Below are 17,357 nucleotides of genomic sequence, written 5' to 3'. Positions count from 1 at the left end.
GGAGATGAGTATGCTGAACCGAATCTTGTCCGGCGATTATCCCCGCAGCCGCCCGCTGACCGCGCTGCTGCTGATCATCGTCACCTGTCTGGTACTGGGGCCGTTCCTGTTTGACGGTATCCGTGCCTTCACCACCCTGGCCATGATCTGCGTGTTCATCATGGTGGTGGCCGCCTATGACCTGATGCTGGGCTACACCCACATCGTGTCCTTCGCCCACACCATGTTCTTCGGCATCGGCGCCTATGGTGTCGCCATGGCCATTGAGGGCATGGGTGACAGCTTTGGCGCCATCGGCGTGGGTCTGTTGGGCGCACTGGTGGTGAGTTTCCTGCTGTCGCTGCTGCTGGGCCTGTTGTCGCTACGGGTGAAGGCGATTTTCTTCGCCCTGGTGACCCTGGCGGTGGCCTTTGCCTTCCTCAGTCTGGTGACCCAGCTTTATCACATCACCGGCGGTGAGGATGGCATGCGTGTCCGCGTGCCCCGGGAACTGGGGCCGGCGTTCCGGCCCTTCGAGAAACCGCTTCCGGGGATCGATCTGCCCACGCTGCTCAAGGGCCTGCTGACCCAGCCCTGGAACCTGGGGCAGGTATGGCAGGACTCGCTGTTCGAGATGCGCTTCAACGGCCGCAATATCATGTACTACGTGCTGGTGCTGATGGCCACCGGGGTGTTCCTGTTCCTGCTGCGGCTGGTGAACTCACCGTTTGGCCGGGTGCTGCAGGCGATCCGGGAGAACGAGTTCCGGGCCGAGGCCCTGGGCTACCGTACCGTGGTCTACCGCACCGCGGTGGTGATCCTGGCGGCCCTGGTGGCCACCCTGGCCGGTGCCGCCTTTGCCCTGATCAACCGTTATGTGAACCCGGAGAACACCCTGAACTTCGAGTTGATGGTGTTCATCCTGCTGATGTGTGTGATTGGTGGCATGGGTACGCTGTACGGGGCCATTGTTGGCAGCACGCTGTTTATCCTGGCCCAGAACTATCTCCAGGACCTGCTGGGCTGGGTGGGGCAGTACACCGCCGGTATCCCGCTGGTGGAGAACCTGCTGGGAGAGGATCACTGGCTGCTGTGGTTCGGGGTGCTGTTCGTGCTCAGTGTGTACTTCTTCCCCGCCGGGGTGGTTGGGCAATTGCGGATCTGGTCGTTGCGGCGGCGCAATCGCCAGTCGCCGCCCTCCGGGCCTGAGGCCGAGCCTGTGACGCAGGCATGAGGTTGATTGGGGTCGCGGTGGAAGACACCCCGGGGGCGGGGAGGTCTTTCGCCGCCGCGTTGGAGGGGCGTCCTGCCACCCCAACGCTTCCGTGGCATCCATGTCACTGCTCTGAAAGACCTCCCCGCCCCCGGAGTGTCCCATACCTGGGAGTTGCCTACGGTGTACCTGTTGTAAGGTCCCTGCCTGTGGCAGCCCGTTGCCAACATTCGTCGTAACAGACGATGGCAAAAAACTACATAGGTGCCAAACTGTTTCCACTGATAAAAAGAAACAGGACCCTGACATGGCAAACCAACCACAGAACCGCCGGTGGATACTCCGCAAGCGGCCTGAAGCGGATATCACCGCCGACCACCTGGAACTGGTGACCGAACCGGTGCCTGACCTGCAGGACAATCAGGTTCTGGTCCGCAACGTCTACCTGTCCCTGGATCCCACCCATCGCCTGTGGATGAGCGACCGTGAGCAGTACCTGCCACCGGTGCAGGTGGGTGACGTGATGCGTGGCGGCACCCTGGGTGTGGTGGAACAGTCCCGCTCGGATCGATTCAGCCCCGGGGATATCGTCAAACCCATGGTAGGCGGCTGGGAAGCCTACACCGTTGCTGACGGGAAAATGGTGCGGCCGGTGGACCGGCATCCGGATATTCCCCTGTCTGCCTATATGTCTGTGCTGGGATCCACCGGCATCACCGCCTATTTTGGCTTTTTGGACATTGGCCAGCCCCAGCCGGGGGAGACCCTGGTGGTCTCGGCCGCCGCCGGGGCGGTGGGGTCCATCGTCGGCCAGATTGGCAAGTTCAAGGGTTGCCGGGTAGTGGGTATTGCCGGCGGTCCGGAGAAGTGCCGCTGGCTGACCGAGGAACTGGGCTTTGATGGCGCCATCGACTACCGCAATGACGATGTGCCGGCGGCCCTGGACCGGTTGTGTCCGGATGGCGTGGACATCCAGTTCGAGAACGTGGGCGGCGATATCATGGACGCGGTCTACAATCGGCTCAATCTCAATGGTCGCCTGTCCCTGTGCGGCATGATTTCCCGGTACAACGATGAAGGCGTGATGCCCGGGCCGAGGGATTTCGGTCGGGTGCTGATGAAGCGTCTGACGGTGAAGGGCTTTATCGTGCTGGATTACCAGAAACGGTTCCCGGAGGCCCTGGAGGCGTTGACTGGCTGGGTCAGCCAGGACCAGCTCCAGTGGAAAAACCACGTGGTGGACGGCCTGGACAATGCCCTTGACGGGCTGTCGCTGCTGTTCAGCGGCGGCAATGACGGCAAGCTGATGGTCAAGGTATCCGACGAACCCTGAAGTTTCTCCTGTAGCGAACCTCGAGCGGAGGCGATAGACAGCCACCATACTGTCACCGGAGGCCTGTTATGGGCGCTCCGGTTTTTTATGTCTGAATCCAGGGCATGAAGTGTGAGTATCCCATCCCCTCTCCCCTTGAGGGAGAGGGCCAGGGAGAGGGGTAGCGCCCAACGGGCGCCGGAGATCCGACCTGGCAGTCGACCTCTCCACTCTCTCCCCAACCCTCTCCCGTCAAGGGAGAGGGGCTTTTCAGGCCCCTTATCTCCGCGGGGGGCTATTTGAACTTTGGCTCCCCCTGCCACTCAAAGAACGTCGGCATATCGGTGGACACCCGGTTGGGATATTCCGCCGCCCGCTTCTCCAGGAATGACTCCACACCCTCCTTCGCATCTGCCGACGCGCCCCGGGCCTGAATCGCCCGGCTGTCCAGTTGGTGGGCCTCCATGGGGTGGCTGGCACCGGCCATGCGCCACAGCATCTGCCGGGTCATGGCGACGGAGACCGGTGCGGTGTTGTCGGCGATTTCCCGGGCCAGGGCCACAGCGGCGGGGTACAGATCATCCGGCGCGTGTACCGAGCGTATCAGGCCCCGTTTCTCCAGTTCATCGGCATTGATCAGGCGACCGCTCATACACCATTCCAGGGCCGTGGACAGGCCCACCGCCCGGGAGATAAACCAGGACGAGGCGGCCTCCGGCACGATGCCCCGGCGGGCGAACACGAAGCCGTAACGGGCTTTTTCGGACGCCAGTCGCATATCCATGGCCAGCGACATGGTGGCACCCACCCCCACGGCGGCGCCGTTGATGGCGCCGATCACCGGTTTCAGGCTGCGGAAGATGCGCAGCGACACCATGCCGCCGCCGTCCCGGTTGACGCCATTGGCCAGCGGGTCCGGAGCGTTGCCGGACTGGGCCTTGTAGTCAAAGGTCTCGCCGCCACCGGACAGGTCCGCACCGGCGCAGAACGCCTTGCCGGCACCGGTGACGATTACCGCCCTGACGTCATCGTTGGCGTCGGTGTGATCGAAGGCGGTAATCAACTCCTCCATCATGGTCAGGGTGAAGGCGTTCATCCGATCCGGGCGATTGAGGGTAATGGTGGCGATGCCGCCGCTGATATCGAGGGTAATGGTTTCGAACTGGCTCATGGTGTCTCCTTGTCTTGAATGCCTTAAGGCTGCGGCATCCGGTTGTTCCGGGGCATCGTCCGATGCGACGAAAACACCGCCATCACCGGATTCGTCGATTCGGACGATGCCCCGGTGGCCCCGTCGGACCACGATGAAGAAAAACAAGGAGCCCCCCCATGAGCGATGACACCGCTGTCGAATACCACGCCCGGGATGCCGTGGCCTGGATCCGCATGAACCGCCCTGATTCACTCAATGCCTTCAATGATGCCTTGCGCCGGGACCTGACTGCTGCGCTGAAACAGGCGGCTGACGATAACAACATCAACGTGGTGGTACTGGCGGCCAATGGTCGCGCCTTCAGTGCCGGGGCCGACCTGATGGAGGAGAACAGTCCGGACAAGTCTGATGTAACCCAGCAGTTGATGGAGGAATACCACCCCATCCTGGACACCATCCGCTCCATGCCCAAGCCGGTGATTGGCGTGGCACCTGGGGTCGCCGCGGGTGTCGGTGCCTCGGTGCTGATGAGTTGTGACCAGGTGGTGATGGCGGAGGAGGCCCGCATCTACATGGCCTTCAGCCATATCGGACTGGTTCCGGACGGCGGTGCCACCTGGCTGCTGTTCCAGACCCTGGGCTATCACCGGGCGTTCGCCCTGGTCACCGAGGGGGGCAGTATCAGCGCCCGGGAATGCCTGGATCTGGGAATAGCCCGCGCCGTGGTGCCCCAGGAACAGGTGGAGCAGACTGCCGCGGACATCGCCGCCACCCTCTGCGAACGGTCTGCACTGGCCACTGCCGAAGCCAAACAGCTGCTTCGGATGGCGGCCACAGCCTCCTACGACGAGGTGTTCAAGGCTGAGGCCATCGCCCAGAAGCATTGCCTGAACAGCGAGGAATCCAGACAGGCCATCGCTCGCTTCAAGAACCGCAGCAAGTGACACCATTGCCCGGACCGACACTGGTCATCAGTCACCCTTACCGGGAGGAATACCGCCATGGCTGAACCCGCACGCGAGAGCCGGACGCCCGTCGGCGAGACCGGGATGGAAGAAAAACTGGCCGGGGTGGTCCGGCGTGTCTTCCCCGATGCCTCCGTTGAGGGTCTGACACGGCTCACCGGCGGGGCCAACCAGCAGATGTGGTCGCTGGATGTGGTGGCGGACGGTAAACGCCACCCCATGGTGCTCCGCCAGACCAGCGACTGGAACCGGGATGCCACAGGCACGCTGGCACTGGACGACGAGGCACGGCTGGTGATCCGGGCCGGTGAGGGCGGCGTGCCAGTACCGGGGGTTCACCAGATCCTTGAACCGGACGATGGCCTGGGCATTGGTTACCTGATGGCCCGGCTGGAAGGGGAAACGCTGCCGCCGAAGATCCTGCGGGACGAGCGGTATGCCGATGCCCGCAGCAGGCTGGCCGGACAGTGCGGTGAGGTGCTGTCGGCTATCCATCGACTGGATGTGTCGGGCCTGGATTTTCTGCCGGCTACCACACCGGAGGGCGTGGTGGATCAGCTCTACCGGGAGTACCAGGGCCATGGTGAGCCCCGGCCCGTATTCGAACTGGCTTTCCGCTGGCTAAAAGATCACTTGCCAGCAGCCCCGGAAAAACTGGCCCTGGTCCATGGCGACTTCCGCCACGGCAACCTGATGGTGGATGAGGGCGGCCTGGTGTCGGTGCTGGACTGGGAGCTGGCGTGCCTGGGAGACCCCATGGCAGACCTGGGTTGGATGTGCGTGAACTCCTGGCGCTTCGGCCATATCGACCTGCCCGTGGGTGGCTTTGGCGCCCGCGAGCAATTGTTCGACGGCTATGAAGCCGCCAGCGGTGATCGCCCCGACCCGGACCGGGTCCGCTTCTGGGAAATCCTCGGCACCCTGCGCTGGGGAGTGATGTGCCAGGGCATGGCGGCGTCCTTCGTGGGCGGCCACGACACCTCGCCGGAGCGGGGCGCCATCGGTCGCCGGGCCTCGGAAACCGAAGTGGACCTGCTCCGCGAGCTGGTGCCCCTGATCCCCTGAACGGAGATTGTCCCATGCAGGATCTGCCAGACAACACCACGCTGCTGGCCTCGGTCGAGGCATTCCTGAAAGAAGAGGTGATGCCGCAACTGGACGCCGCCGGCGGTTTTCGTGCCCGGGTGGCCGCTAATGCACTGGCCATGGTGCGTCGACACCTGGAGCAGGCGTCCGCCGATAGTACCCACGATGAGCGGGAGCGCCTGTACCAGCTCACCGGCAAGAAAGGCACCCTGGCGGGCCAGACCGCGGAGCTGTGCCGGCTGATTGCCGACGGCCACCTGGGTGCCGGCGACCCCCAATTGCGTGATCACCTGTGGCTGACCACCCTCGCCAAACTGGCGGTGGACCAGCCCCGTTATTCCGGAAACCAGCGGGCCCGTGAGGAGTGGGAGGCATTCTGCGCCGGCTCCACCCGGCCCCATTCCTGATTGTTTACGACCCGATCCTGGAGACAGAGCATGGATTTCAACCTGCCACAAGAACTGACCGATTACCTTGCCGAGCTGGACGCTTTCATTGAGAGCACGATCAAACCCCTGGAGCAGAAAGACGACAACATCCGCTTCTTCGATCACCGCCGGGAATGGGCCCGTACCGACTTTGAAGGCGGCGGCCTGCCCCGGAAGGAATGGGAAGCGCTGCTCAAGGAGGTGCGCCGGCTGGCCGACGACGCAGGGCACCTGCGCTTCCCGTTACCCTCCGAGTTTGGCGGCAAGGACGGCTCCAACCTGGCCATGACCGTAATCCGCGAACACCTGGCGGCCAGGGGCCTGGGCCTGCACAACGACCTGCAGAACGAGCACTCCATTGTCGCCAACAACCCCTTCGTGCTGCTGTTCCGGGATTTCGGGAGCCGCGACCAGTACAGCGAATTCGTGGACCGTATGCTCAACGAGGAGTACCAGCTGGCCTTCGGTCTCACCGAACCGGACCACGGCTCCGACGCCACCCATATGGAGACCCGGGCGGTCCCGGAACAGCGGGATGGCGTCGATGGCTGGCTGATCAACGGCGAGAAGATGTGGACCACCGGCATGCACACCGCCACCCACTGCGTGACCTTTGTGCGGACCAGTGGTAACGATGGCGACGCCAGGGGGATCACGGCCCTGATCGTGCCCTCCGATACGCCGGGGGTGAAGGTGGAGGAATACCTCTGGACCTTCAACATGCCCACGGACCATCCCCGGGTCAGCTTTACCAATGTGTGGGTGCCGGACTCGGCGGTGTTCGGACCCATGGACGGCGGCCTGGCCATCGCCCAGCATTTCGTCCACGAGAACCGCATCCGCCAGGCGGCGTCCAGCCTGGGGGCGGCGGACTTCTGTATCCGCGAGAGCGTGAAGTACGCCCGTCAGCGCAAGCCTTTCGGCCAGGAACTGGCCCGGAACCAGGGCATCCAGTTTCCCATGGTGGAGTTGGCCACCCAGGTGGAAATGCTGCGTCTGCTGATCCGAAAGACCGCCTGGGAGATGGACCAGATGTCCAAGCCGGAAGTGGCCAACCAGATCTCCGACAAGGTGGCCATGTGTAACTACTGGGCCAACCGCCTGTGCTGCGAGGCCGCAGACCAGGCCATGCAGGTGCATGGCGGCATCGGTTATTCCCGCCATAAGCCGTTCGAACACATCTATCGACATCATCGCCGTTACCGGATTACCGAAGGCTCCGAGGAAATCCAGAAGCGCAAGGTGGGGGCGTTCCTGTTTGGGTATCTGGGGCCGAACAAGTGGAAGGCGTAAGGCTTCCCCAATCTCGTCGCTACCGACGACGCCCCTGATCCCTGCCCGTCGACATAATCGATGCCATCATCCAACAACAATCGCAAGAGAGTTCACCCATGTACCTGACCCAATTCCTCCACAAGGCTGTTCGCGAATACCCCAACGACGAAGCTGTGGTGTTCGGTGACCGACGCCAGACCTGGGCCCAGCTCTGTGACCGGATCGCCCGCCTGGCCGGCGTGATGCAGACACTGGGCATGGGGGAGGGAGACCGTGTGGGTATCCTGGGCCTGAATTCGGACCGCTACATGGAAACCGTGTTCGCGGCGCTGTGGGGTGGTGGTGTGTTCAACACGGTCAATATCCGCTGGAGTGCCCCGGAGATTGCCTATTCCCTGGACGACTGCGACACCCGCATCCTGTTTGTGGATGACGAGTTTGCGCCGCTGGTGCCCACCATCCGTGAAAAGTCCGCCTCCCTGCATACCGTGGTGTATATGGGAGAAGGGCAGGCGCCGGCGGGCACCGAGGAACTGGGGGCCCTGATGGACAATGCCAGCCCGGTGGCCGACGCCGAACGCCATGGCGACGACCTGGCGGGCATCCTCTATACCGGCGGCACCACCGGCAAACCCAAGGGTGTCATGCTCAGCCACGGCAACCTCTACCTCAGCGCCCTGAGCACGGTGATCCCGGCCTGCCGCCGCGATCGTATCGTGGGTCTGCATTCGGCTCCGTTCTTCCACGTGGCGGGCATCGGCCTGATCGTGCAACTGGCCATCCGGGGCGGTACCCATGTGATCCTGCCCCGGTTCGAACCGCTGCCGGTGATTGAAGCCATCTCACGGGAAAACGTGAAGGAAACCTTCCTGGTGCCCACCATGCTGCGGGCGGTGCTGGACCATCCCGGGTTCGACAACCACGACACCAGCTCCCTGCGCTGCCTGATCTACGGGGCGTCGCCCATGGACAGCACCCTGCTCAAGCGGGCCATGGACAAGCTGCCGAACGCCGACTTCCTGCAGATGTACGGCATGACCGAGCTGTCCCCCACGGTCACCATGCTGCTGCCAGAAGTGCACGCCGATCCCGCCCGGCACGACAAGCTGATGACCGCCGGCAGTCCCACTCATATTGCCGAGATCCGCATCGTCGACCCCATGGACAACGAGGTAAAGCGTGGCCAGGTGGGCGAGATCTGCGCCCGTGGCCCGATGGTCATGCAGGGCTACTGGAACAAGGAACAACAGACCCGGGAGGCCATCCGCGACGGCTGGATGCACACCGGCGATGCCGGCTATATGGATGACGACGGCTATGTATTCCTGGTGGACCGGATCAAGGACATGATCGTCACCGGCGGCGAGAACGTCTACTCCGTGGAGGTGGAGGACGTGCTGCTGCAATGCCCGGAAATCGCCCAGTGTGCGGTGATCGGCGTGCCGGACGAGAAATGGGGTGAACGGGTGCACGCCGTGGTGGTGCTCAAGGATGGCCGGGAACTGGACGAGGCCGCCGTGACCAACTTCTGCAAGGAACACATTGCCGGCTACAAGTGCCCCCGCAGCTACGAGGTGCGTGAGGAACTGCCCATGTCCGGCGCCGGCAAGTTGCTGAAATTCAAATTGAAGGAAGAGCATTGGAAGGGCCGGGGACGCAACATCGGATAGCCAGGGAAGCCGGGACCAAATCGTCGTAAGCGACGACGCCCCCAAACGGGCCGTGGCCTTAGAGTCCTGAGACAACGCCAACAATAATCCGGGTGCGGCATGACCGTCGACACCCGGTCCGAACCTGGAGGTTCACATGACATTCCTGAAGACCGTTACATCGCTTGCGGCACCCGTGGTGCTGGGCAGTCTGCTGTTCACCGCCGGAGCCAATGCTGAAACCATCACCCACGCCACCGGTTATCCTCCCAATACCATCGGCGCCAACGGCGCGGAGACGTTTGCCGGTGCGCTGGAAGAACTGTCCGGTGGCGAGATGGACGCCAAGGTCTATGCCAGCTCCCTGCTGAGTTTTTCGGAAACCTCCCCAGGCATCCGTGATGGCATGGCGGATTCCGGCTTTGTGCTGATGTCCTACTATCCGAAGGAGTTTCCGGTGTCCAACCTGGCAGCGGAACTGAGCATGCTGGTGAAGCTGGACGATGTGCAGGACAGCACCGCCGGGCTGGCGTTCATGGGGGCCCTGGCTGATTTCGTATTCAACTACTGTGACGAATGCGTGGATGAGTTCTCCGCCCAGAACCAGGTATTTACCAGCGCCTCGGCCAGTGACAACTACATGCTGCAATGCAACAAGCCGGTGGCGAACCTGGAGCAACTGAAAGGCAAGCGAATCCGCACCTCCGGTCCCCACTGGGCCCGCTGGGTGGAGCACCTTGGTGGTACCCCGGTGACCATGTCGGTGAGTGACCAGTACGAAGCGCTGAACCAGGGCGTCCTGGACTGCACGATCTCATCCGGGATCGATATGGACATCTTCAAGATCAAGGAAGTGGTGACGGACCTCACACCAGGGGTTCCCGGTGGTGTCTACGGAGCGACGGCCTTCAACAATATCAACCGGGACGTCTGGAAAGGGCTGACCGAAGATCAGCGCAGGAACGTCCTGCATGCGTCGGCCATTGGTGCCGCCCGTGTCAGTATGGACTATCACGTGGGCGCGGCCCGGGAAGTGGCCGCGGCCGACAGCCGGGATATCGCGGTGCATGAGCCGTCAGAGCAGCTTCTGCAGGCTACACAGGCATTCATCAGGTCTGACATCTCCCGTATCGCCTCGAACTATACGGAGCGTCACGGTGTTGAAACAGCGGATGAAAAAGTGGCCAAATTCCGCGAATTGCTGGCAAAGTGGTCCGAGCTGGTTCGCGACGTTGACAGCGCAGACGCATTGGCGGAGATTTACTGGGAAGAACTGTATTCCAAAGTGGATGTGAGTAGCTACGCGTTGTAGAGCTGAGGCCCCCATGATCACCAAAGACCCGGCAGAACTCGCCGCCTTCCGCCACCAGGTCCGAGCCTTCATCAAACAGAATGCCGATGATGAGGTTCTGGAAGCGGGCCGCAAGACCACCAGTTTCTTCCCGCCGTTCGACGCGGTAATGAAATGGCATCGTATCCTCCACAGCCAGGGCTGGTCCGCCATCCGCTGGCCGGAGGAATACGGTGGTACCGGCTGGGATGTTCCCCGGCAGCTTATTTTCGAGGAGGAGTGCCGGCGGGCGGGGGTGCCCCTGCTGTTGCCCCAGGGCATTTCCATGGTGGGGCCGGCGATCATCCACTACGGCACCAACGAGCAGAAGCGGAAACACCTGCCGGGCATCCTGTCCGGCGAGGATTTCTGGGCCCAGGGCTACTCCGAGCCCAATGCCGGCTCCGACCTGGCGTCCCTGAAATGCCGGGCCGTGCGGGATGGCGACCACTACGTGATCAATGGCTCCAAGACCTGGACCACCTATGCCCACCATGCCAATCGCCTGTTCCTGCTGGTGCGCACCGGCGGGGCCGGCAAACCCCAGCAGGGCATCAGCTTTTTCCTGATCGAGGACCTGACCGACCCCGGCATTGAGATACGCCCCATTATCGGGCTGGACGGGGTACCTGAGCAGTGTGATGTGTTCTTCACCGATGTCCGCGTACCGGTGGACTGTTGTCTTGGCGAGGAGAACGACGGCTGGTCCGTGGCCAAGTACCTGCTGGAACATGAGCGCGGCGGCGGTACCTCCTTCGCCACCACCTTCCGCCACGAGCTTGCGCTGATCCGACGTCTGGCGGGCCGCACCGGCGACGGCTTTGGCGGCGTACTGGCAGAGGATCCCGTGTTCCATGACCGGTTTATCCGCCTGAGCCTGGAGGTGGACACCCTGGAGGCCACCGAGGAGGCGTTCGCCGATATGGAAAAGGGCTCGCCCCAGTCCGGGCCCATGAGTTCCATGATCAAGATCACCTCCATGGAAACCCTGCAGCGGATCACCGAGCTGGGCATCGATGTGGCGGGTACGCCGTCCCTGGCACTTCAGTTGGCGGCCCTGACGGTGGGTAGTGGCGTGGAACCTATTGGTGACGACGACCTGCTGACGTTGATGCCGAAATATCTGAACAACCGGGCTGCCTCCATCTTCGGTGGCAGCAACGAAATCCAGCGAAACATCATCGCCAAATCCCTGTTGCGGTAAGGAAACGGAGCATGAGCACCCTGAACCGGGAAACCCGGGCGATGCTGACGGACAGCGTCGAGCGCTTTATCCGCACCGAGTACAGCTTTGAAGACCGTCGCCATAACCTGAAGCAAAACCAGGGACAGTCGCCGGACCACTGGCGCACCTTCGCCGACATGGGCTGGCTGGGCATTCCGTTTGCCGAAGATCAGGGCGGCCTTGGTGGAGACATTCCCGATACCATCAGTGTTATGAAAGGGTTCGGCCAGGGGCTGGTCACCGAACCCTACCTGGGGGTTGTAAACGCCGCACGTATACTGGCACTGGCGGAGCAGGGCGATGACCGTCAGCAGCTTCTGGCCGGTGTTATCGCCGGCGACAGTCAGGTGATTTTCGCCAGCGAGGGCGCGCAGGGCCGTGGCAACCCGCTGGCGGTAGCCGTGGTGGCGGAACCGGATGGTACGGGTTACCGGCTTAGTGGAGAGAAGGTGGCGGTGCCCTACAGCCGGTCGGCCAGCCATGTGGTGGTGTCCGCCCGCAGCAACGGCGGTGACACGGAAGAGACGGGCGTTGAACTCTTCCTGATGCCCCAGGATACCCCGGGCCTGGAGATTACCGACTACCCCATGATGGATGGCCATCAGGGCGCGAACCTGGCCTTCAATGGCGTAACGGTGAGTCATGCCCAGCAATTGACCGTGCCGGGTACTGCGGGCTCCCTGGTGCGCCAGGCCCATGCCGAGGGCATCCTGATGCTGGCGGCGGAGGCCGTGGGCATCATGGAAACCCTGGTCAGGAAAACGGTGGCCTACACCCAGACCCGAAAACAGTTCGGCGTCGCCCTGGCCGAGTTCCAGGTGCTCCAGCACCGCATGGCGGATATGTACATCGAGGCTACCAGCGTGGCCAACCTGCTCACCCAGACCGCTACACGCTGGCCATCAGCCGATCCGGGACAGCGCCTGGTGATGGCCTCAAAGCTCAAGGCCCGGCTTGGGCCGGCCGCACGCTACGTCGGTCAGCAGGCGGTGCAACTGCATGGCGGTATCGGCATGACCGATGAGCTGGATATCGGCCACTACTTCAAGCGGCTGAGCAGTATTGAACTGCAGTTCGGGAATGCCGAGTGGCACCGGAAGTGGTTGTGGCGGGAGGCGGTTGCCTGAACCGCCAGGTTAAGCGGGTGGCGGCAGTCAGGCGGCAACCTGCTCGAAGGAAAAGTCCGGAATGTCGGTCCGCTGACTGGCATGCTCGAAGGTGATCGCGTGGAATTGTCCGCCCTCTCAGGGAGTGGGCGGACATGGGGTGCTGGTGTCAGTCTTCCACCAGGATAAGATCATGCTGCGGGCTCAGGCGCTGACCTTCCACCGGGGTCAGTGATGCCAGGTCGCTGCCGAACAGTTCGGCGACGCGGACGGTGCCAACCCTTTCACCGACACGCCAGGTGATCGGCTGACCGTTGGGGGCCCGCACCAGGGTGCCGGGTTCGTGTACAGCCAGTTCGTCACCCGCTTCCAGGCCGTTGGCCCGGCCAGCAGACAGGTAGAGACGCCCGTCATCTGCCTGGAAGGCTTTCATCGCCCAGGGTGCAATGTCAGACCGCTGGGAGGCTATGTCCAGCAGTTCATCCCCACGCTTGCCGGAGGTCAGTGCGGCTTCCGTCCAGCGGGCACCACTGGCGGCGTCCACGACGGTCACGGAATCGTCATTATTGACGGTGATCACCAGGCGCGCGCCTGGGTAGGCAGCCAGGGCCTCGGCGCAGGCTTCGGTAGTGGTATCCTGGCAGGCCGGTGTGTTGGCGACCGCATCCCGCAATTCCGAGCGGGGAACCAGCCTGAAGCCGTAATCTGCGGCGTTGTTGTCCATCTCCCGGAACAGGGCGTCCGAGGCGCCAACAACCGCCAGGTTGGTACGCAACTGGCCTTGGGCGGGGACCGCTTCAACGGATGATGAGGACACTTCCCTGGGCGCATCGGTTGCGGGTGCCCCACCGCCCCGTTCCCAGAAAGGCGTTTCCCATTCATTTTCGGGCATATTGAGACCGGCTTCCGAGTCAGCGGTTTCAATCTGTTTTTGGGCCTGATCGGAGGAGACGCATCCACCCACAAGAAGGCTGGCGACCAGTAGAGTGGATAACGTGCTGTACTTCTTATCCATTTCGGAGAACCTTTGGAAGAGATGGTAAGCGGACTTCAGGAGTCACAATAGAAACAAAAAGGGCGGGTCAGGGCAATGCCCTGACCCGCCCGAGGGTCGCTAAATTACCTGATTATACTCAAGCTTTAGAACTTGACGCGCAGACCTACGTTAGCGGCCATCAGGTCCTCATCAGCAAAGTTGCTGGGAGTGCCTACACCCATCAGGGTGTTGCCATTACCGCTAATTCCGAGCATTGCTTCGTTCTCTGTCATTACACCCAGAGAAGCAACAGTGCTAACGGCGTCGTTGATCTGATAGTTCGCGCTCAGGTCGTAGATCATTGAGGTATCATCTACGTCAAGCTGGCCATTGTCGGCGCTGAACCAGCCGACTGCGCCGGTGAGCTTCAGTTTAGGAGTGACGTTGAAGCCCAGCTTACCGATCAGCAGGTGCTCGTCATATTCCTGGATACCCAGAGCACGGCCCATACTGACGAGGCTGGTCGGATTCTGAGTAGAAGCAGGGTTACTGTTCAGGACACTGGAGTAGGTGTCGAAGCCGGGGTCGACCAGACCACCATCAAGTGTACCTACGTACTGAACACCCCAGTCCAGCATGCCGGCATCGCCGTGCAGACGGGCATAACCGGACCAGCCATCTTCAACGTCCAGGCCGGCAAGAGTTCCATCACCAAACGGTGAGTTGCCGTCGCCGTTATCGTTACCCCAAACGTAGTTCAAGCCAGTGGCAAAATTAACACCGTCGGTCACTGCGCCACTGATGTATGGAGAGAAGATGTGAACGTTCTGGAACGAGTAAGTGGAAGCCTGTGAGTTCTTGAAAAAGTGAACATACAGCAGGCCAACATTCATATCACTCACGCGAGTGATCAAGCCGCCGGTAAACATGTCCCCGCTGTCTGTGCTGGCCTGAATGCCATTGGTAGCGATGTCATCTTGACGACGGTCATACAGGACAACCCAGGTGCCGATGCTGGTGGGTGCCAGCATGCTGATACGGTCACGACGGTCATCACAGGTCAGGAAGCAGTTGTTCCAGTTGGCGGACTGGCGACCGACACGCAGCAGGTTCCCGGCAATGGGAATCTGAACGTAGCCAGTGTCCAGAGTTACACGCTCGTTGCCCTGGTTGTTGTAGCCGAGGCCACCTTCTTCACGGGTATCACCGGTCCATGTGTCACCAGCGAGCTGGAGGCTGGTGTGCAACGAAACACCGGTGTTTTCGTCTTTGAAATCAGCCTTGAGGCGCAGCAGGTTGGCCAGGCCGTTGCCGGAGCCGTCGTCGCCGTATGCATCGCCATCTACGTAGAAGGTGTCGGCTTGGTAGGTAACGCCGAAGTCAGTCTGGATAGCGTTCGCCATGTTGGCGCCGGCGATTGCCATGCTCAGGATGGAAGCGGTGCCCAGTGCCTTGGTCATCGGGCGAGAAGTGATCTTGCTTTTCTGTGCCATGGTTTTAAACCCTTATTTTTGTCTAATCGACTCGATTGTTGGACTCAGTGACGCTTTACTACGCGCTTGTTTTTGCTTGTGTTTATTCCCTGTTGCTTTTTCAAACCTCCGGTTGTTATCCCTGTGGCCAGTTCATGCCAGGCCATCATAAGCCTGTGGTTGTTCTGGTCGACTGCCTGCCTGTCCTGGAGCAAAATGCAATCCAATCAAGGCAGTTATGGGCAAATGATCAGGTACAGTCTTAGCAGAGAATCCGGTAAAGGCAAGAGCCTTCGCGGGCTGGGACAACACTTTTTGTCGTGTGTCTGATGAGAGTCACACTTCCGTGATGCTTTTTTTGTTCTCTGCTCCAACTGCAGCCTACCATTGGCCGCTTCAGTCAGGACGCCTTCCAGTTAGCAGTCCACCGGATAGTAGGAATAAATTTTTTGTCATGCAATAGCCCCGGTGACTTTTTTACGGCTTTTTTGATGAAATTGTATTGCACAATGAAACATCCTCCCGGATCAAGTCAACCGCCCCGATGGTCGTAGAGAGCGGGGCATGCGGGGTTTTACCTGATTTTTCAATCTTTCTCGCAAAGGTCTTCCTCTGGAGTCTGCATTCTGTTACCAAATTGCGGTTGGCATCTTGTTTCTAAATTAACTAAGCTGTTCCGCAAAGCAGAACGTTATACCGAAAACGCCGCTTCGCGGTGCGTTTCAGCATGACTGGTGAGGTGGCTGCTCTGCGATACCCTGTTTCATTAACAGGGGCAGTGTTGGCCCGTTTCTTGAGGCGAATTTCGCTCCGGTCGTGGCAGCGATGCGGGAGCGTGCGTAGAATGCGCGGTTTCTGACTTTCAGTTTTACTACACTAACAGGAGGCGCCCTGTGGACAACGTTCCAGCCCGGTATATGGAGGTTGGGTGCCATGGGGCATATTGAGGCACGGGAATCTATGACCTTGAATACTAAAACAAAAGCAGATCTGGTCGAAGCGTCCCCGGATGCACCGGACAAGCCGGAGAAAGATCGTAAGTTCGTGGAGGCGCTCTCACGGGGGCTGGATGTGCTGCGGGCGTTCAGTCAGGGCTCGGTTATCCTGGGTAACCAGGACATCGCCAGGCTGACTGGCCTGCCCAAGCCCACGGTTTCCCGCATGACCTACACCCTGACCAAACTTGGGTACCTCAGCTACAACCCGGTGCTGGAAAAGTACCAGCTCAGTTCCGGTGTGCTGGCCCTGGGTTATGCCTATGTCTCCAACCTCAAGGTACGACAGCTGGCCAAGCCCTACATGGACGAGTTTGCCCGTCGCAACAATATGTCTGTTGGCCTGACCTGCCGCGACCGTCTGCACATGATCTATGTGGAGAACCGGATGCCGCCGGAAGCCTCCCTGCTGCGCATGGAAATCGGCCTCAAGCTGCCCATGGCGACCACTGCGGCGGGCCGTGCCTACTGCTCATCCCTGACCGAAGACGGCCGCAAGATCCTGATGGAAGCCCTGGCCGAGAAGTACGGCCCCGAAGGCTGGCCGGAAAAGAAGGAAGGCCTGGAGCGCGCCCTGGAAGACTACCGGGAACATGGCTTTTGCCTGACCCTGGGAGAGTGGGACCGCAACATCAACGCCGCCGGTGTCCCCGTCCGGCTTCAGGACGGCACCACCATGGCCCTGACCTGCGCGGCACCGTCCTATCTGGTGTCCGGTGACAAACTGCGTAGTTCCATCGCCCACCAACTGGCGATGTTGGCGAGTGATATTGAATCGCTGGGCGTGTGAGGCACCTGGCTGACGAATTTCAATAACTGCAAGTGCTTGATGTTTCTGGTGCTGTAGGCCAGTACATTGTTTGAAGCCCGGGGCAGGGGGTCTTTCGGAGCAGCACCATGGATGGTGCGGTGCAAGGTCGGTCCATGGACGGGCCGTGAATTGCAGCGGAGAAAGGCCCCCTGCCTCGGGCTCTGGCACCAGTTGGTAGACGGGACACCTCCTCCTAAGTTCTTCCCGACTTTCTCTTAATCTCACTCCTGATCGTGTTCTGGATTTCCCGCCAAAGCCGGCTTTTGTCATGGTTTTCCTCTCCCACCCCATGAGGCGTACAATCATTTCTCTCGATACTCTCTGGTCGCCATTTAGCCAGTCAAGGTTGAAACATTCCGCAAACTTGTATTAAATCTCCGGT

At 61.1% G+C, this 17,357-nt stretch carries 14 protein-coding genes; 11 read left to right on the top strand and 3 right to left on the bottom strand.

The genetic code is table 11. From position 1 onward, the window contains the following. The first annotated feature begins 10 nt into the window (after positions 1 to 10). Positions 11 to 1,213 carry a branched-chain amino acid ABC transporter permease gene (locus tag ACJO3T_RS16720; protein WP_406965808.1) on the top strand — a complete coding sequence of 401 codons (1,203 nt, stop codon included), beginning with the start codon at positions 11 to 13 and terminating at the stop codon, positions 1,211 to 1,213. A 286-nt stretch (positions 1,214 to 1,499) separates the two neighbouring features. After that, complete coding sequence (locus ACJO3T_RS16715; RefSeq protein WP_406979206.1) at positions 1,500 to 2,525, top strand: NADP-dependent oxidoreductase; 1,026 nt, start codon at positions 1,500 to 1,502, stop codon at positions 2,523 to 2,525. Between the two features lie 274 nt (positions 2,526 to 2,799). On the opposite strand, the gene ACJO3T_RS16710 is transcribed toward ACJO3T_RS16715, so the two are convergent. Next, positions 2,800 to 3,675 carry a crotonase/enoyl-CoA hydratase family protein gene (locus ACJO3T_RS16710; protein ID WP_406979205.1) on the bottom strand — a complete coding sequence of 292 codons (876 nt, stop codon included), beginning with the start codon at positions 3,673 to 3,675 and terminating at the stop codon, positions 2,800 to 2,802. Positions 3,676 to 3,833: 158 nt separating this feature from the next. On the opposite strand from ACJO3T_RS16710, the gene ACJO3T_RS16705 reads away from it, so the two are divergent. The 8 genes from ACJO3T_RS16705 (at position 3,834) to ACJO3T_RS16670 (ending at position 12,742) form a co-directional block, all read left to right on the top strand. Next, positions 3,834 to 4,601, top strand: coding sequence for an enoyl-CoA hydratase/isomerase family protein (locus ACJO3T_RS16705; RefSeq protein ID WP_406965804.1), 768 nt, complete (start codon positions 3,834 to 3,836; stop codon positions 4,599 to 4,601). 57 nt (positions 4,602 to 4,658) lie between these two features. After that, complete coding sequence (locus ACJO3T_RS16700; RefSeq protein WP_406979204.1) at positions 4,659 to 5,687, top strand: phosphotransferase family protein; 1,029 nt, start codon at positions 4,659 to 4,661, stop codon at positions 5,685 to 5,687. A 14-nt stretch (positions 5,688 to 5,701) separates the two neighbouring features. After that, positions 5,702 to 6,115 (top strand): DUF6285 domain-containing protein, encoded by a 414-nt coding sequence (locus tag ACJO3T_RS16695; RefSeq protein WP_406965801.1) that lies wholly within the window; start codon positions 5,702 to 5,704, stop codon positions 6,113 to 6,115. Positions 6,116 to 6,145: 30 nt separating this feature from the next. Next, the gene (locus tag ACJO3T_RS16690) at positions 6,146 to 7,429 is read left to right on the top strand and encodes an acyl-CoA dehydrogenase family protein (RefSeq protein WP_406965799.1); all 1,284 of its coding nucleotides are present in this window, start codon (positions 6,146 to 6,148) and stop codon (positions 7,427 to 7,429) included. Between the two features lie 41 nt (positions 7,430 to 7,470). Beyond that, complete coding sequence (locus tag ACJO3T_RS16685; protein ID WP_406965828.1) at positions 7,471 to 9,081, top strand: long-chain-fatty-acid--CoA ligase; 1,611 nt, start codon at positions 7,471 to 7,473, stop codon at positions 9,079 to 9,081. Between the two features lie 136 nt (positions 9,082 to 9,217). Next, positions 9,218 to 10,372, top strand: a complete 1,155-nt coding sequence (locus tag ACJO3T_RS16680; RefSeq protein ID WP_406965797.1) for a C4-dicarboxylate TRAP transporter substrate-binding protein — start codon at positions 9,218 to 9,220, stop codon at positions 10,370 to 10,372. Positions 10,373 to 10,385: 13 nt separating this feature from the next. Continuing rightward, a complete protein-coding gene (locus ACJO3T_RS16675; protein ID WP_406979202.1) occupies positions 10,386 to 11,594 on the top strand; it encodes an acyl-CoA dehydrogenase family protein in 1,209 nt (402 codons plus the stop codon). An 11-nt stretch (positions 11,595 to 11,605) separates the two neighbouring features. Next, positions 11,606 to 12,742: an acyl-CoA dehydrogenase family protein gene (locus ACJO3T_RS16670; RefSeq protein WP_406979201.1), complete on the top strand. Its 1,137-nt coding sequence runs from the start codon at positions 11,606 to 11,608 to the stop codon at positions 12,740 to 12,742. Between the two features lie 148 nt (positions 12,743 to 12,890). Here ACJO3T_RS16670 and ACJO3T_RS16665 read toward each other — a convergent pair whose 3' ends face one another. Both ACJO3T_RS16665 and ACJO3T_RS16660 read right to left on the bottom strand, forming a co-directional pair. Continuing rightward, positions 12,891 to 13,613 (bottom strand): hypothetical protein, encoded by a 723-nt coding sequence (locus tag ACJO3T_RS16665; protein WP_406979199.1) that lies wholly within the window; start codon positions 13,611 to 13,613, stop codon positions 12,891 to 12,893. Between the two features lie 248 nt (positions 13,614 to 13,861). After that, positions 13,862 to 15,190 (bottom strand): hypothetical protein, encoded by a 1,329-nt coding sequence (locus ACJO3T_RS16660; RefSeq protein ID WP_406965791.1) that lies wholly within the window; start codon positions 15,188 to 15,190, stop codon positions 13,862 to 13,864. 969 nt (positions 15,191 to 16,159) lie between these two features. On the opposite strand from ACJO3T_RS16660, the gene ACJO3T_RS16655 reads away from it, so the two are divergent. Then, positions 16,160 to 16,954, top strand: coding sequence for an IclR family transcriptional regulator (locus tag ACJO3T_RS16655; RefSeq protein ID WP_406965827.1), 795 nt, complete (start codon positions 16,160 to 16,162; stop codon positions 16,952 to 16,954). Positions 16,955 to 17,357: the final 403 nt, after the last annotated feature.

It is taken from the genome of Marinobacter shunpengi (assembly GCF_045449715.1).
In the GTDB taxonomy this organism is placed as follows: Bacteria; Pseudomonadota; Gammaproteobacteria; order Pseudomonadales; family Oleiphilaceae; genus Marinobacter.
Note: the sequence above shows the minus strand (reverse complement) of the source record. Positions and strands in the feature narration are given on the sequence as shown.

Coding starts and splice junctions, on each gene's coding strand:
- ACJO3T_RS16720 (WP_406965808.1), top strand. CDS start 11: ATGCTGAACCGAATCTTGTCCGGCGATTATCCCCGCAGCCGCCCGCTG.
- ACJO3T_RS16715 (WP_406979206.1), top strand. CDS start 1,500: ATGGCAAACCAACCACAGAACCGCCGGTGGATACTCCGCAAGCGGCCT.
- ACJO3T_RS16710 (WP_406979205.1), bottom strand. CDS start 3,675: ATGAGCCAGTTCGAAACCATTACCCTCGATATCAGCGGCGGCATCGCC.
- ACJO3T_RS16705 (WP_406965804.1), top strand. CDS start 3,834: ATGAGCGATGACACCGCTGTCGAATACCACGCCCGGGATGCCGTGGCC.
- ACJO3T_RS16700 (WP_406979204.1), top strand. CDS start 4,659: ATGGCTGAACCCGCACGCGAGAGCCGGACGCCCGTCGGCGAGACCGGG.
- ACJO3T_RS16695 (WP_406965801.1), top strand. CDS start 5,702: ATGCAGGATCTGCCAGACAACACCACGCTGCTGGCCTCGGTCGAGGCA.
- ACJO3T_RS16690 (WP_406965799.1), top strand. CDS start 6,146: ATGGATTTCAACCTGCCACAAGAACTGACCGATTACCTTGCCGAGCTG.
- ACJO3T_RS16680 (WP_406965797.1), top strand. CDS start 9,218: ATGACATTCCTGAAGACCGTTACATCGCTTGCGGCACCCGTGGTGCTG.
- ACJO3T_RS16675 (WP_406979202.1), top strand. CDS start 10,386: ATGATCACCAAAGACCCGGCAGAACTCGCCGCCTTCCGCCACCAGGTC.
- ACJO3T_RS16670 (WP_406979201.1), top strand. CDS start 11,606: ATGAGCACCCTGAACCGGGAAACCCGGGCGATGCTGACGGACAGCGTC.
- ACJO3T_RS16665 (WP_406979199.1), bottom strand. CDS start 13,613: ATGCCCGAAAATGAATGGGAAACGCCTTTCTGGGAACGGGGCGGTGGG.
- ACJO3T_RS16660 (WP_406965791.1), bottom strand. CDS start 15,190: ATGGCACAGAAAAGCAAGATCACTTCTCGCCCGATGACCAAGGCACTG.